This window comes from Roseovarius halophilus (ex Wu et al. 2025), from assembly GCF_047086965.1.
In genome coordinates this window covers 1-15,104 of record NZ_JBKOTX010000147.1, presented here as the reverse complement: position 1 = coordinate 15,104, position 15,104 = coordinate 1, and the positions used below count along the sequence as shown (strand labels likewise).

Below are 15,104 nucleotides of genomic sequence, written 5' to 3'. Positions count from 1 at the left end.
GCGCTCGCGGTCCGCGCGTTCGCCGCGCAGGCGGGCACCGAGGGTGACGTTGCCCGGCAGGTCCAGCCAAGGCATGAGCTGTTCGCCCTGCGCCAGCAGCGCCATGCGCCCCTGCAACGGCCGGCCGTCATCCGTGGCGACGTGACCGTCGAAGCGCGTGACCTCGTCCACGCCGGCAATGAGGCGCAGCAGCGTCGTCTTGCCCACGCCGGAGGGGCCGAGCAGGCAGGTCCACCGGCCGGCGGGCAGGTGCAGGGTGAGCGGGCCGAACACGGGCTGGCCGCCGATCGCGGCCGCGCCGTCGAGGGTGATTGCCGGGGCGTCGTCTGTCATGCGCGCGGGCCCTTGGCCATGACGTGTCTCCTTGCTGGTGCGGGGGAGCGCGCGTCTGGCGGCCAAGCCGGATCCGTTCCCTCCGCCGGTGCTGACCGGATCAGGTTCGATGGGTTGGCGCGCGGCCTCTCAGCCCCGGAAACGAGGCACCCCAACGGACAAGCGTGACGTAGTCCCGCGGCGAGCCGTTTGCAACCGCCCGCGCTGCGGCGAAAGCGATTAGATTTGCAGATATTTGGACCTTCTTAAGATCGAGGGGGCAGGATCATGCGCGAGGCAACAATGGAGAGGGCCATGCACGGGTTGATCAACCGGGCGATCGAGGGTTTCGTGCGCGACAGCTACGGCCGCGAAACCTGGGGCCGGCTGACGCGACGGCTCGCGCTCGGGGTCGCGGAATTCGAGGCGATGCTGCATTACGACGACGCGCTGACCGCGAAACTGCTGGACGGCGTGGCAGAGCAACTGGGCAAGCAGCGCCACGAGGTGCTGGAGGATATCGGCACCTACCTTGTCTCGCATCCCAACGCAGAGGCGCTCAGGCGGCTCTTGCGCTTCGGCGGCGGCACCTTCGGTGAATTCCTGCAGTCGCTTGACGACCTGCCGGCGCGCGCGCGCCTTGCCGTGCCCGACCTGGAGGTGCCGCGGCTGGAACTGCGCGAACACGCGCCCGATCACTTCAGCCTTTCCGTGCAGGCGCCGACCGCGGCCATGCCGCCGCTGGGGCACGTGATGATCGGGCTCTTGCGGGCACTGGCCGATGATTACGGCACGCTGGTACTGCTTGAACACAGGGGGCGTCGCGCGACCGAGGAGATCGTCGAAATCCGCCTTCTGGAACCCGATCATGCCGCGGGCCGCGACTTCGACCTCGGGGCGCGGGCCGGATGAGCGCGCCGGACCCGGATTGCGCGCGGTTTCTGGACGTGCTCTGCCCGATGCACGCGGTGCTGGACCGGACCGGGCACGTCGTTCATGCGGGGCCGACGCTGCACAAGCTGGCGCCGGACGGCAACGTGACCGGCCGGCGTTTCCTCGAACTGCTGGAGCTTCGCCGACCGCGGGCGGGCGATACCCTGGCCGAGCTTAGGGCCGCCGCCGGCGAAAAGCTGCATTTCAGGCTGCGACCGCCGCCGCGGACCGAGCTCAAGGGGGTGCTGATGCCGCTGCCGGCGGCGCTGGCGCCCGAGGGCGGGCTGGTGGTCAACCTGTCATTCGGTATCTCGGTGCTGGACGCGGTTGGCGATTTCGCGCTCACCAGCGGGGATTTCGCGGCGACGGACCTCGCGATCGAGATGCTTTACCTCGTCGAGGCGAAATCGGCCGCGATGGAGGCGTCGCGCAAGCTCAACGCGCGGCTGCAGGGTGCGCGGATCGCGGCGGAAGAACGCGCGTTCACCGATACGCTGACCGGTCTGGCGAATCGTCGGGCGCTGTCGCACGTGATGGAGCGGCTGGCGCAGACGGACCAGGATTTCGTGGTGATGACGCTGGATCTGGATCGCTTCAAGATCGTGAACGACAGCCTTGGTCACGCGGCGGGGGATCATGTCCTGCGGGAGGTCGCGCAGAGGATGCGGGCCGCGACGCGTGACCGTGACACCATCGTGCGCACCGGGGGCGACGAATTCGTGCTGATCTTCGCGGGGCTGGTGGACCGCGAGAAGGTGCGCGAGATCGCCGCGCGCCTCATTTCGCAGCTGGAACGGCCGATCGCCGTGGGCGGGGAAACCTGCCGGATCTCGGCCAGTATCGGCGCGGCGCTGAGCTGTGATTACGGCTGGGCCGATCCGCGCCGGATCATGACGGACGCGGATGCCGCGCTTTATGCCGCCAAGAATGTCGGGCGCGGCTGCCACCGGGTGCATCGGCCCCCCGGTGAGGCGCCGGTGGATCGGTCCGGATGACCGGCCCCGCACGTCCCGTCAGGGAGAGGCGAACCCGGCAATGAGTTGTCGCAGGCCAAGGGCGGCGCCGGCGAAGATTGCCGCGAAGGTGACCGGCGCGCTGAGCGCCAACACGGAAAAGGCCGAGATTCCCTGGCCGATGGTGCAGCCCATGGCCAGCACCGCGCCGAAGCCCATGAAGACCGCGCCGAGGATCTGGCGCTTGAGCTCGCGCGGGTCCTCGCAGGCCTCCCAGCGGAAATGCCCCTTGACGAGGCTGCCGCAGAAAGCCCCCGCGAGAACCCCGAAAACCGAGCCGACCCCGAAGGCGAGTCCGCCGCCGCTGGCCGTCATCAGGTAGATCATCGTCTCACCCAGCGGGGCGGCGAATGTGTGCGATTCCACCGGCTGTACGGAAAACCCGGTATCCGCCACCCAGTGCGTGCCCGCCCAGCCCGTGACGATGGCCAGCCCCACCATCACGGCCCAGAAGATGCCGACCCTGTCGGCGATCATCCCGCGCGAGGCCAATGCGGCCAGCGTGATCGCGGCGCCTGCCGCCAGGCCGATCCCGACGGTGTCGAGGCCGGTCGCCTGACCGAGGATCGCGGGCAGGCCGCGCACCGCGAGATCGAGCTCGGTCGCCGTGACGAGCGCGACGCGTGCCGGGGCCAGCGGGCCGGACAGCATCACGTAAGCCGAGATCCCCAGCACGATGACGATCACGAAAGATCGAAAATCCCCCCCGCCGAACCGGGCCAGCGCGCCGAAGCCGCAATTGCCCGCGATCGACATGCCGTAGCCGAACAGCAGCCCGCCGAGAACGCTGGCCAGCGGGCTCCACGGTGTCTGGAAATAGAGGTTGCGCGACAGGTCGAACGTGCCGGCCGCGGCAAGCCCGTAGCAGCCCAGCACGGCGATACCGATGGCCACGAACCACAGGCGCAGACGGACGGCGCTGCCCTGGTAAAGGTAATCCTCGATCGCGCCAAGGGTGCAGAATCGCCCCAGCCGGGCCGCGAGACCCAGAAGCACCCCGCCGCCGAAACCGATCAGCGCGACGAGCAGCGATTCCGACATGCCTCCCAACATGTCTTCTCCTCCCGTTGTCAGGCGTGTTCGTGACCCCCGCAGAAGAGATCGTACACCACTTCCAGTATCCGGATGGCGCGTTCGTCTGTCAAACGATAGTAGATCGCCTTGCCGTCGCGTCGCGGCGCGACGAGCCCTTCGGTGCGCAGGCGTGAAAGCTGCTGGGAGACGGCCGCCTGCCGGGCCGAGAGCAGGTCTTCCAGCTCGGTCACCGTTTTCTCGCCTGTGGCGAGGTGACACAGGATCATCAGGCGCCCCTCGTGGCTGATCGCCTTGAGCAGGTTCGACGCGTCGCAAGCGTTCCGGGCGATGGCGCTCATCTCGGCCTCGGGCATGTCGGCCCGCAGGACGGGCAGGGAGGAGGGCTTGGCGTCGCGCGGCATGTGCTCAGCCGTCCCCGGTTGCCAAGTGCCGCCGGACGCTCACGAATCCGGCTCCGCGGGGCGCGGCACCGTCGCGTCCGGGTGCGCGTCGAGCATGCGTTCGAGCATCGGCCAGAAGAAATCCGCCCCCGGGTAGCCCTCGATCCGGTCCAGCTCCTCGCCGCCGTCGACAAGGACGAAGGTGGGCGTGTAGACGGGCCGGGTTTCGAAGCTGATGTCGTCCGGCAGGTCCTCGATGTTCACGCGGCGCAAGGGCGCGCGCCGGCTTTCGGCTGTCTTCGGATAGACGTGGCCGATTTCCTCGTTCCAGCGTTCGCACCAGTGACAGCCGTCGCGCTGGATCATCACGAGCTCGCCGCCCGTGGCGGGCAGGATCCACAGGACGGAAACGAGAAAGGCGGCACAGAGACGGCGAAGAAGGGGCATCGAGGCTTCCGGTTGACGATATAATTACATATAAAATAGTTTGAATGTGAGTTTTGATCAAGCATTGCGAAAGGAGCGGCATGATGGACGTCTCATTGCTCAGTGCATTCGTGGGCGGGCTTGTCGTTTTCTTCTCGCCGTGCGTGCTGCCCATCGTGCCGTTCTACCTGAGTTACATGGCCGGCGCCTCGATGCCCGAGATAAGCCACGGGGGCACGTTGGCGCCCGGCCTGCGCCGGCGCGCATTTCTTGCGTCGGTGATGTTCTCGTTGGGGATCATCACGGTCTTCGTGTTGCTGGGCGCGGCGGCCTTCGGGCTGAGCCAGGCGTTCAGGGGATACCAGACGGAATTCCGGCTGTTCGCCGCCTTCGTCGTGCTGATCATGGGGTTGCATTTCCTCGGGCTGCTCCGGATCGGGGTCCTCAACCGCGCGTTCCAGTTCGAGGCGGGGGACAGCGGCAACATGTCGGTTCTGGGCGGCTACATCGTGGGCTTTGCCTTCGCGGCGGGCTGGACGCCCTGCGTGGGCGGCGTGCTGACGGCGGTGGTGTTCACGGCCAGTACCGAGGCGACGGCGATGCGCGGGCTTGTCCTGCTGCTGGTTTTCGGTTTCGCGATGACCACGCCCTTCATGATCGCGGCGCTGTTCATCGGGCCGTTCCTGCGATTCGCGGCGAAGTTCCGGCGGCATCTGCCCAAGGTCGAGAAACTGATGGGGCTGCTGCTGATCGTGTTTGCGGCGCTGATCGCGACGGACAGCGTGAATTACATCGCGCAATGGATGCTGGACGCGTTTCCCGTGTTCCAGAGCATTTGAAAAAGGGAGGACTTGCCATGAAACGGATACTCGCCCTGCTGGCCGCCTGCATGATGGCGTTGCCGGCGATGGCCGTCGAGATGGGGGACGACGGCCTGCACAAGACCGACTGGATGCGCGACACCTTCAAGGACCTGCAGGAGGACCTTGCCGAGGCGACCGCCGAGGGCAAGCGCATGGCCATCATCGTGGAACAACGCGGCTGCATCTACTGCCGGAAGATGCACGAGGAGGTGTTCCCGAAGCCGGAGATCGACAGCTACCTGCGGGAGAATTTCTTTGTCGTGCAGATGAACCTGCACGGCACCACCGAGGTGATCGATTTCGACGGCGAGGCCCTGAGCGAGCGGGCGGCGGCGCGCAAGTGGGGGCTGTTGTTCACGCCCTCGATCCTGTTCCTTCCCGAGACCGTGCCGGCCGACCAGTCGGCGGCGCAGGCCGCCGTGGCGCTGATGCCCGGGGCGTTCGAACCCGCCACGACGCTGGACATGCTGACATGGGTGAACGAAAAGCGCTACGCGCTCGATTCTGACGAGGATTTCCAGAGGTATCACGCCCGGCGCATCCGTGAACGGGCGGCAGAGGGGGGAAAAGATGAGTGATCCCCGCATCATGGCGTCACGAATTCGCCTTTCCGAATTTATCCTTGCGCCGTCACGGTTTTGTGTCCTACGATATACAAAAATTTGAATGTGTACGGGAGGACGCATGAAAACAGCAATCACGACAATGATCGCCCTTGCCACGACGGCAGTGACCGCCGGGGCAGGCGAGGTGGCGCCGCAAGACGTGAGCTTCGGTGATTACGGGTCGGTCGAGCAGTCGCTTACCGGCAAGCCGGGGGATCCGGAAAATGGCGCAGTTGTCATGAAAACCAAATCCATCGGGAACTGCATATCGTGCCACGAGGTGTCGGCGCTCAAGGACGCGCCGTTCCATGGCGAGATCGGCCCGAGTCTCGATGGCGCCGGTGATCGCTGGTCCGAGGCCGATCTGCGCGGGATCGTCACGAATGCCAAGAACATGTTTCCCGGCACGATGATGCCCGCCTACTACAAAGTGGAGGGGTTCATCCGTCCCGGCGATGCCTACACGGGCACAGCCGCCGAGGAGCCGCTGCCGCCGTTGCTGACGGCGCAGCAGGTCGAGGACGTGGTGGCCTTCCTGATGACACAAAAGGAAGAGTGACGCCTGTCGCTTGAATGTTTGAGGAGATGACAATGGACTTCACAAGACGTGAAACGCTGGCGATGGGCGCCGCGGCCGCGGTGGTGACGGTGTTGCCGTTCCGGGCCAACGCCTCTGCCACCGAGGACCTGATCGCCGAGTTCACCGGCGGTGCCGACGTGGCCGAAGGGGGTGTCATGCTGGACGCGCCCGAGATCGCCGAGAACGGCAATACCGTGCCGATCGAGGTCGGTGCCGAGGGTGCCGAGGCGATCATGGTATTGGCTGCCGGCAACCCGACCCCGCCGGTGGCGACATTCCATTTCGGCCCGATGGCCGGATCGCAGCGCGCAAAGACCCGTATCCGGCTGGCCGGCACGCAGGACGTGGTCGCCGTCGCGAAGATGAGCGATGGAAGCTTTGCCAAGACATCGAAGTCGGTCAAGGTCACCATCGGCGGCTGCGGCGGCTGAGCGAAAGGAGAACAGGACAATGGCAAAAGGTGTACGCCCCCGCGTGAAAGTGCCCCGGTCGGCCTCGGCCGGTGACGTTATCACGATCAAGACCCTGATCAGCCACAAGATGGAATCGGGTCAGCGCAAGGACGATGATGGCAACATCATTCCGCGGTCGATCATCAACCGCTTCCGTGTGAACTTCAACGGTGAGAACGTGATCGACGTCACGCTGGAGCCGGCGATCTCGACCAATCCCTACTTCGAGTTCGACGCGAAGGTTCCCGAATCCGGCGAGTTCGCGTTCATCTGGGATGACGACGACGGGTCGGTCTACGAGACCTCGAAGAAGATCGAAGTGGCCTGAACGGCCGGAACACGAATGGCCCTGTCCGCCGCATGGCGCGGCAGGGCCGTCAAAGGGAGGATGAAGCCATAATGAGAATCAAAGCCTTGACAGCCCTGCTGGCCATGAGCGTGGCCGCGCCGGGACTGGTGGCCGCTGATCCGGATGACGACACGCTGGTCGTCAACGGCGAGATCGAGATGACCACGAAAGCGCCCGCGCCCGAGCACATGTCGGATACTTATGTCGACACGATCATGTCGGGCTGGCATTTCCGCTCGGACGAGACGCAAGCGCTGCAGATGGACGATTTCGACAACTCGGGCATGATCTTTGCCGACGAGGGCCGTGCGCAGTGGAACGAAGTCGCCGGGTCCGAGGGCAAATCGTGTGCCAGCTGCCATGGCACCCCCGAGGAAAGCATGCCGGGAGTACGCGCCACCTATCCCAAGTGGGACGAGGAGGCCGGCGAAGTGCAGACGGTTGCCATGCAGGTCAACGACTGCCGCGAGAACAACATGGGCGCCGAGCCTTACAAGTACGCCGGTACCGAGATGGCCAACATCGAGGCCGTGATCGCCATGCAGTCGCGTGGCATGCCGGTTGACGTGACCATCGACGGGCCCGCCAGCGACATGTGGGAGAAGGGCAAGGAGCTCTACTACACGCGGACCGGTCAGCTGGAGTTGAGCTGCGCGAATTGCCACGAGGACAATTACGGCAACATGATCCGCGCCGACCACCTGAGCCAGGGCCAGATCAACGGTTTCCCGGTCTACCGGTTGAAGAACGCGAAGCTGAACACGGTTCATTCGCGCTTCAAGGGCTGCGTGCGCGATACCCGCGCCGAGACCTACAAGCCGGGCAGCGAAGAGTTCGTCGCGCTGGAGCTTTACGTGGCCAGCCGCGGCAACGGTCTGTCGGTCGAAGGGCCGTCCGTCCGTAACTAGACGCGGAAGGCCCCGCCGTGCGCCGCGCGGCGGGGCTTTTCTTACACAAAAATATTCAAAAATCCGCATGTATTGGCGGTGAGGAGAGGCTACCACATGATCTCGCGTCGCGATTTTCTTCAGACAAGCATGGCGGCTTCGGCCATTCTGGGCGCGTCGAGCTATGGCCAGTGGGGCCGGCTGGCCGCGCAGCAGGCCCTGACGCAGGACGATCTGCTGAACTTCGACAGTTTCGGCAATGTCAGCCTGATCCACATCACCGACATCCATGCGCAGCTCAAGCCGATCTATTTCCGCGAACCGGAGGTGAATATCGGGGTGGGCGTCAACCGGGGCGCGGTGCCGCACGTCACCGGCGCCGAGTTCCGCAAGCTTTATGGCATCGAGGATGGCAGCCCCAGCCATTACGCTCTGACCTACGATGATTTCACGGCGCTGGCGCGCACCTATGGCAAGGTCGGCGGGCTTGACCGGGTCGCGACGGTGATCAACTCGATCCGCGCCGAACGGCCCGACGCGTTGCTGCTTGACGGCGGGGACACGTGGCACGGCTCCTACACCTGCTACCACACCGAGGGGCAGGATATGGTCAACGTGATGAATGCGCTCAAGCCCGACGCGATGACCTTCCACTGGGAATTCACGCTGGGCCAGGAGCGGATGCGCGAGCTGGTCGGAGAGCTGCCCTTCGCCTCGCTCGGGCAGAACATCTTCGACGCGATGTGGGACGAACCCGCCGCCGAATTCGCGCCCTACAAGTTCTTCGAACGCGGCGGCACCAAGATCGCCGTGATCGGGCAGGCCTTCCCCTACATGCCGATCGCCAACCCGGGCTGGATGTTCCCGGATTATTCGTTCGGCATCCGCGACGAGAACATGCAGGCGATGGTGGACGAGGTCCGTGCCAAGGGTGCCGAACTCGTGGTCTGCCTTAGCCATAACGGTTTCGACGTGGACAAGAAGATGGCCGACGTGGTCACGGGGATCGACGTGATCCTGTCCGGCCACACCCACGATGCCCTGCCCGAACCGGTGCAGGTGAACGACACGATCATCGTGGCCAGCGGATCGAACGGCAAGTTCGTCAGCCGCGTGGACCTCGACGTGCGCAACGGGCGGATGATGGGCTTCCGCCACAAGCTGATCCCCGTCTTCAGCGACGTGATCACGCCGGACAAGGATGTCGCGGCGCTGATCGACGAGCAGCGCGCGCCCTACCTGGACAAGCTGACCGAGGTCGTTGGCCAGACCGACAGCCTGTTGTACCGCCGCGGCAATTTCAACGGGTCGTGGGACGACCTGATCTGCGATGCGCTGCTGGCGGAGCGGGACGCGGAAATCGCGATGTCGCCCGGTGTCCGCTGGGGCCCCAGCATGATCCCCGGCCAGGACATCACCCGCGAGGATATCTGGAACGTGACCTCGATGACCTATGGCGAGGCCTACCGGAGCGAGATGACCGGCGAGTTCCTCAAGGTCATTCTCGAGGACGTGGCCGACAACATTTTCAACCCCGATCCGTTCTACCAGCAGGGTGGCGACATGGTGCGGATCGGCGGCATGGGCTACCGCATCGACGTCCGCAAGCCGCAGGGTGAGCGGATATCGGACATGACCCTGCTGAAGACGGGTGAGCCGATCGACCCGGCCCGGAACTACGTGGTGGCCGGCTGGGCCAGCGTGAACGAGGGCACCGAAGGCCCGCAGATCTGGGATGTGGTCGAAAGTTACATCCGCAAGCAGGGGACTGTCACCATAGACCCGAACAACAGCGTCAACGTGGTTGGCGCATGAGACCGACCTGAGCAAGGAGACCTCGAAGATGTCAGAGAGTTTCAAGGGGAAACCCACATCGCGCCGCGCCTTCCTTGGGGGCAGCGCGGCGGCCGCCGCCGGGGCCGTCACCGCCGGCGCGGCGAAAGCGGCGTCGCCCGACCCGTTGATCACCGAGACCCAGCCCTGGGCGCAGACCCTGGGCGATGGGGTGGACGCCACGCCCTACGGCCTGCCGATCCGGTTCGAGGATGACGTGGTGCGGCGCAACGTGGAGTGGCTGACAGCCGACACGATCAGTTCGATCAACTTCACGCCGATCCACGCGCTGGACGGCACGATCACGCCGCAGGGCTGCGCCTTCGAGCGTCACCATTCGGGCGCCATCGAGCTGAAGAAGGAGGATTACCGGCTGATGATCAACGGGCTCGTCGACAAGCCGTTGATCTTTTCCTACGCGGACCTTGAGCGGTTCCCGCGCGAAAATCACGTGTATTTCTGCGAATGCGCGGCCAATACCGGCATGGAATGGGCCGGCGCGCAGCTCAACGGCGCGCAGTTCACGCACGGCATGATCCACAACATGGAGTATTCCGGCGTGTTGCTGCGCACCCTGCTGGAAGAAGCCGGGCTGGACGCGGCGGGCGACCTGGCAGACAAGTGGATTTACGTGGAGGGCGCCGACGCGTCCTCGAACGGGCGGTCGATCCCGATGGACAAGGCGCTGGACGATGTTCTGGTAGCCTTCAAGGCCAATGGCGAGGCGCTGCGCAAGGAACACGGCTATCCTGTGCGGCTTGTCGTGCCCGGCTGGGAAGGCAACATGTGGGTCAAGTGGCTGCGCCGCGTCGAGGTGACGGACGGCCCCGTCGAAAGCCGCGAGGAGACGTCGAAATACACCGACACGCTGGCCGACGGCACGAGCCGCAAGTGGACATGGGAAATGGACGCCAAGTCCGTCGTCACGTCGCCCAGCCCGCAATCGCCCATCGGGCATGGCCCGGGGCCGCTGGTCATCGCCGGGCTGGCATGGTCGGGCCGCGGCGCCATCACCCGCGTTGACGTGTCCAAGGACGGCGGCAAGACGTGGGAGACCGCGCGCCTTGCCAAGCCGGGCGAGACGAAGGCGCTGACGCGGTTCTACCTCGATACCGAGTGGGACGGCGGGGAGATGCTGTTGCAGAGCCGGGCCATGGACGAAACAGGCTATGTCCAGCCGACCAAGGAAGAACTGCGCGACGTGCGTGGCGAGAATTCGATCTATCACAACAACTGTATCCAGACATGGTGGGTGAACCCGGATGGGGAGGCTGAAAATGTCGAAGTTTCTTAAATCAACGGCCCTTGTCGGCGCGCTGAGCGTCATGGCCGCGCCCGCCCTTGCCGAGCAGTTGGGCCTCGGACGCGCGGCGCTGCCCGAGGAGATCGCGGCGTGGGACGTCGATGTCAGCCCCGACGGCAGCGGGTTGCCGGAAGGGTCCGGCGATGTCTGGACCGGCGAGCAGCTGTTCGTCGACAACTGCGCGGTGTGCCACGGCGATTTCGCCGAGGGCGTCGGCAACTGGCCCTCCCTGGCAGGGGGCGAGGATACGCTGGCGGACGAGGACCCGGTCAAGACCGTCGGATCCTACTGGCCTTACCTGTCGACGGTGTGGGATTACGTGCATCGGTCGATGCCCTACGGTAACGCGCAGAGCCTCGGCCCCGACGAGGTGTACGCGATCACGGCCTACATCCTGTATTCCAACTACATCGTGGAGGATGATTTCGTTCTGAGCGACGAGAACTTCACGGATGTCGAGATGCCCAACGCCGACGGCTTCATCGTGGATGATCGCGAGCAGGTCGAGGCGCATTTCTGGCAGGAAGAGCCTTGCATGGAGAACTGCAAGGACGAGGTCGAGATCACGATGCGCGCCAGCGTGCTGGACGTGACGCCCGAGGACGAGAACGACGCGGAAGAGGCCGCGGCCGAGCCCGCCGACGACGCGCCGGAAACGACCGAGGCGGCCGCCGAGGTATCGGCGCCCGATCCCGAACTTGTGGCGGCCGGTGAAAAAGCCTATCGCCAATGCAAGGCGTGTCATATGGTAGGGGACGGCGCCAAGAATCGTGTCGGCCCGCACCTGAACGGCGTGATGGGCCGCGAGGCTGGTACGGTTGACGGGTTCCGCTATTCAAAGGGCCTGATGGCCAAGGCGGAGGAAGGGCTTGTCTGGACCGATGAGACGCTTATTGCGTTCCTCGAAGACCCGCGCGGCTACATCAAGGGAACCAAGATGGGCTATGCCGGTCTCAGGAACGAAGAAGATGGCAAGGCGATCGCCGCCTATCTCTCGACCTTCGACGGGTGAGGTCGTGTCAGCCGGGCTGACGGCAACACTGGTTCTCGCCGCGACGGTCGCGGCGGGAACGGCCCGGGCCGAGCTGATCGGCGATGCCGAGGCCGGCGCGGAGATCTTCGGGTTGTGCAGCGGGTGCCACGAGGTCGGCAAGGGCGCCGAGGACGGGATCGGCCCGCATCTGAACGGCATCTTCGGCCGTAAGGCCGCCACGCACCCGGATTTCCCCTATTCCGCGTCAATGGAGCGGGCCGGCGTCGACGGTCTGGTCTGGACCTTGGAAACCCTTGACGCCTACATCGAGAACCCGGCCGCGCTGGTTTCGCGGACGCGCATGAGTTTCCAGGGTCTTGCGGACGCGCAGGAGCGCGCCGACCTGCTGGCCTACCTTCGGACCTTTTCGGACGATCCCGCCAACATCCCCGAGGCCGCGCCGACGGCGCGCGCCACCGATCATGACGTTTCGCCCGAGATACTGGCGCTGGAGGGCGACCCGGACTACGGCGAGTACCTCGCCACCGAGTGCCTGACCTGCCATCGGCAGGACGGCAGCGCCGACGGGATCCCGTCGATCACCCGCTGGCCCGAGGAGGATTTCGTCGTGGCCATGCACGCCTACAAGGAAAAGCTGCGGCCGCATCCGGTCATGCAGATGATGGCGGGGCGCCTGTCGAACGAGGAGATCGCGGCGCTCGCGGCCTATTTCAAAGACCTCGAATGACCGGGGCACAAGGGGAGGAGATCACATGAAACTCAACAGACGGGCCTTTATCGGAACAGGCGCCGCGGCGGCGGCCACCATTTCCGCGCCGCATGTCATGGCGCAGGGCGCGGGGCGGCCGCGCGTCGTCGTGGTTGGCGGCGGGGCCGGCGGGGCCACCGCCGCGCGCTATATCGCCAAGGACAGCGACGGCGCCATCGACGTGACGTTGGTGGAGCCGTCGCGCTCCTATTACACCTGCTTTTTCTCCAATCTCTATATCGGCGGCTTCAAGGACATCGAGGATATCGGCCATACCTATGGCACGCTGGCCGCGAAATACGGCATCAACGTCGTGCATGACTGGGCGGTGGACGTGGACCGGGACGCCAAGACCGTCAGGCTGGCCGGTGGCAACATGCTGGGCTATGACAAGCTGATCCTGAGCCCGGGTATCGACTTCGTGGAAGAGTCCGTGCCCGGCTGGGACCTGTCGGCGCAGAACGCGATGCCCCATGCCTACAAGGCGGGCTCGCAGTCGGAACTGCTGAAGGCGCAGGTCATGGCCATGCCCGCAGGGGGTACATTTGCCATGGTGGCGCCGCCGAACCCGTACCGCTGCCCGCCCGGGCCTTACGAACGCGTCTCGATGGTGGCACACGCCCTGAGCGAGATGAACCCGACGGCCAAGATACTGGTGGCCGACCCCAAGCGGAAATTTTCCAAGCAGGCGTTGTTCGAGGAAGGCTGGCGCAACCATTATAGCGGCATGATCGAGCGGATCGGGCCGGATTTCGGGGGCGGCAACACCAGCGTGAACCCCGCAGAGATGACCATGGACATCGACGGCATCGTCGAGAAGGTTGACGTGTGCAACGTCATCCCCGCGCAGAAGGCAGGGCGCATCGCCGGGATCGCGGGCGTGACGGACGGCCGCTGGGTGCCGGTCAACGCCGAGGACCTGAGCAGCAAGGCCGATGCGGATGTGCACGTGCTGGGCGATGCGGCGGCGCAGGGCGACATGCCGAAATCGGGCTTCGCCGCGAACAGCCAGGCCAAGGTCTGCGCCATGGCCGTGCGCGGGGCGTTGACCGGCTCGCGGGTGTTTCCGCCCAAGTTCTCGAATACGTGCTGGTCGCTCATCGACACCGACGACGGGGTCAAGGTCGGCGCGACCTACGAGGCGACCGAGGAAAAGATCGCCAAGGTTGACGGTTTCATTTCCCAGACCGGGGAGGACGCGGCCACCCGCAAGGCGACCTACGAGGAATCGGAGGGCTGGTACAGCGGGATCACGTCGGACATGTTCGGCTGAGCCCGTCCCGGCGCGGGCGCCCGGCGGGCCCCCGCGCCGCGCATTTTCCCGGTAACCCGATGCAAGAGGAGGCTTTGCAATGAAGAAGATCCTGATTTCAGTGGTGACGGCGGCATTCGCGGCGACGGCCGCGCCCGCGCAGGAGGCGAGCACGCATGTCTTTGACGGGTCGTTCGACGACGCCACGTTCGCCGTCGAGAACGCGATCATAGGGCGTGGACTGGTGATCGATTACACGAGCCACGTGGGCGAGATGCTCAACCGCACCGCGGCGGATGTGGGCAGCGATGTGGAGATTTACGACGCGGCCGACATCTTCCTTTTCTGTTCGGCGCAGGTCTCGCGCTCGGTGATGGAAGCCGACCCGATGAACATCGCGCATTGTCCGTACGGCATCTTCGTCACCGACAAGGATGGCGAGGTGCGTATCGGGCACCGCGACATGCCCGAGGGGTCGATGCAGGAAGTGCAGGCCCTGCTTGAAGGTATCGTGCAGGACGCCCTGCAATAAACGCTCGTCCGCCCTGTTTCTTGAGGCATGTCAAGGCGGCCGTGGGCCGGCATGGCTAGCGTGCCGCACGAAAGGTGAGGGCGATGATCGAGATTCTTCTGGACCGCTACGGCGACGGCGCCGTGCTGATGATGGCGGGCGCGCTTGTCGGGCTGATATTCGGCGCGGCGGCGCAGCATTCACGGTTCTGCCTGCGGGCAGCCTCGGTGGAGGTGTCGCAAGGCGTGATCGGCGCGCGCCTGTCCATCTGGCTCATCGCGTTCTGTTCGGCCGTTCTGGCGGTGCAGGGGGCGATTGTGGCGGGCTGGCTTGACGTTTCGCAATCACGGCAACTGGCATCACCGGGCAGCCTGTCTGGGGCCATCGTCGGCGGGCTGCTCTTCGGTTGCGGGATGATCCTTGCGCGGGGATGCGCCAGCCGCCTGCTGGTCTTGTCAGCCACGGGCAACTTGCGCGCCATCGTGACGGGGCTGGTACTGACATTGGTGGCGCAATCGGCGCTGCGCGGCGCGCTGGCGCCGCTGCGCGAGAACATCGCGTCGCTGTGGCTGATCCCGGGCGGCCGCGCGCGCGACCTTCTGGCGCATCTGGGCCTCGGCCACGGGGC

19 protein-coding genes and 1 riboswitch are annotated in these 15,104 nt (G+C 65.4%); of the genes, 15 read left to right on the top strand and 4 right to left on the bottom strand.

All coding sequences use genetic code 11. From position 1 onward, the window contains the following. Positions 1–333 (bottom strand): ATP-binding cassette domain-containing protein (locus ACH107_RS23210; RefSeq protein WP_412507864.1); only part of this gene is annotated, 333 nt, incomplete at its 3' end. A gap of 60 nt (positions 334–393) precedes the next feature. After that, a riboswitch (TPP riboswitch) is annotated at positions 394–497 on the bottom strand. A gap of 103 nt (positions 498–600) precedes the next feature. Between ACH107_RS23210 and ACH107_RS23205 the strand changes: the two genes are divergently transcribed. Continuing rightward, entirely contained in the window at positions 601–1,224 is a 624-nt protein-coding gene (locus ACH107_RS23205; RefSeq protein WP_412507863.1) for a heme NO-binding domain-containing protein, read from the top strand. Continuing rightward, entirely contained in the window at positions 1,221–2,240 is a 1,020-nt protein-coding gene (locus ACH107_RS23200; protein ID WP_412507862.1) for a diguanylate cyclase domain-containing protein, read from the top strand. Before ACH107_RS23205 ends, ACH107_RS23200 begins: the two co-directional genes overlap by 4 nt. An 18-nt stretch (positions 2,241–2,258) precedes the next feature. Here ACH107_RS23200 and ACH107_RS23195 read toward each other — a convergent pair whose 3' ends face one another. Genes ACH107_RS23195 through ACH107_RS23185 form a run of 3 tightly spaced genes read right to left on the bottom strand, consistent with a single transcriptional unit; the run spans position 2,259 to position 4,120 of the window. After that, complete coding sequence (locus tag ACH107_RS23195) at positions 2,259–3,311, bottom strand: YeeE/YedE family protein (RefSeq protein ID WP_412507860.1); 1,053 nt, start codon at positions 3,309–3,311, stop codon at positions 2,259–2,261. A 17-nt stretch (positions 3,312–3,328) separates the two neighbouring features. After that, a complete protein-coding gene (locus tag ACH107_RS23190; protein ID WP_412507858.1) occupies positions 3,329–3,694 on the bottom strand; it encodes an ArsR/SmtB family transcription factor in 366 nt (121 codons plus the stop codon). Positions 3,695–3,733: 39 nt separating this feature from the next. Further along, entirely contained in the window at positions 3,734–4,120 is a 387-nt protein-coding gene (locus tag ACH107_RS23185) for a hypothetical protein (protein WP_412507856.1), read from the bottom strand. Positions 4,121–4,200: 80 nt separating this feature from the next. Here ACH107_RS23185 and ACH107_RS23180 point away from each other — a divergent pair, with 80 nt between their 5' ends. The 13 genes from ACH107_RS23180 to ACH107_RS23120 all read left to right on the top strand — a co-directional run. Next, positions 4,201–4,938 (top strand): cytochrome c biogenesis CcdA family protein, encoded by a 738-nt coding sequence (locus ACH107_RS23180; RefSeq protein WP_412507854.1) that lies wholly within the window; start codon positions 4,201–4,203, stop codon positions 4,936–4,938. 17 nt (positions 4,939–4,955) lie between these two features. Then, on the top strand, positions 4,956–5,540 hold the full coding sequence (locus tag ACH107_RS23175) for a thioredoxin family protein (RefSeq protein ID WP_412507853.1): 585 nt from the start codon (positions 4,956–4,958) through the stop codon (positions 5,538–5,540). A 106-nt stretch (positions 5,541–5,646) separates the two neighbouring features. Next, positions 5,647–6,126 carry a sulfur oxidation c-type cytochrome SoxX gene (gene soxX / locus ACH107_RS23170; protein WP_412507851.1) on the top strand — a complete coding sequence of 160 codons (480 nt, stop codon included), beginning with the start codon at positions 5,647–5,649 and terminating at the stop codon, positions 6,124–6,126. A gap of 32 nt (positions 6,127–6,158) precedes the next feature. Beyond that, a complete protein-coding gene (gene soxY, locus ACH107_RS23165) occupies positions 6,159–6,578 on the top strand; it encodes a thiosulfate oxidation carrier protein SoxY (protein ID WP_412507849.1) in 420 nt (139 codons plus the stop codon). A gap of 19 nt (positions 6,579–6,597) precedes the next feature. Next, positions 6,598–6,927: a thiosulfate oxidation carrier complex protein SoxZ gene (soxZ, locus tag ACH107_RS23160; RefSeq protein WP_412507848.1), complete on the top strand. Its 330-nt coding sequence runs from the start codon at positions 6,598–6,600 to the stop codon at positions 6,925–6,927. A 71-nt stretch (positions 6,928–6,998) separates the two neighbouring features. Continuing rightward, entirely contained in the window at positions 6,999–7,856 is an 858-nt protein-coding gene (gene soxA, locus ACH107_RS23155; protein WP_412507847.1) for a sulfur oxidation c-type cytochrome SoxA, read from the top strand. Positions 7,857–7,952: 96 nt separating this feature from the next. Next, on the top strand, positions 7,953–9,650 hold the full coding sequence (soxB, locus tag ACH107_RS23150; protein ID WP_412507845.1) for a thiosulfohydrolase SoxB: 1,698 nt from the start codon (positions 7,953–7,955) through the stop codon (positions 9,648–9,650). A 28-nt stretch (positions 9,651–9,678) separates the two neighbouring features. Beyond that, positions 9,679–10,962: a sulfite dehydrogenase gene (soxC, locus tag ACH107_RS23145; protein WP_412507844.1), complete on the top strand. Its 1,284-nt coding sequence runs from the start codon at positions 9,679–9,681 to the stop codon at positions 10,960–10,962. Further along, positions 10,946–11,983, top strand: a complete 1,038-nt coding sequence (locus ACH107_RS23140; protein ID WP_412507842.1) for a c-type cytochrome — start codon at positions 10,946–10,948, stop codon at positions 11,981–11,983. The genes soxC and ACH107_RS23140 overlap by 17 nt, the downstream gene beginning before the upstream one ends. Positions 11,984–11,987: 4 nt before the next feature. After that, positions 11,988–12,692: a c-type cytochrome gene (locus ACH107_RS23135; RefSeq protein ID WP_412507841.1), complete on the top strand. Its 705-nt coding sequence runs from the start codon at positions 11,988–11,990 to the stop codon at positions 12,690–12,692. A gap of 25 nt (positions 12,693–12,717) precedes the next feature. After that, entirely contained in the window at positions 12,718–13,986 is a 1,269-nt protein-coding gene (locus ACH107_RS23130) for an FCSD flavin-binding domain-containing protein (protein WP_412507840.1), read from the top strand. Positions 13,987–14,065: 79 nt separating this feature from the next. Next, the gene (locus ACH107_RS23125; protein ID WP_412507839.1) at positions 14,066–14,497 is read left to right on the top strand and encodes a DUF302 domain-containing protein; all 432 of its coding nucleotides are present in this window, start codon (positions 14,066–14,068) and stop codon (positions 14,495–14,497) included. Between the two features lie 83 nt (positions 14,498–14,580). Next, positions 14,581–15,104, top strand: a 524-nt coding sequence (locus ACH107_RS23120; RefSeq protein WP_412507838.1) for a YeeE/YedE thiosulfate transporter family protein, incomplete at its 3' end; no start/stop codon positions are given.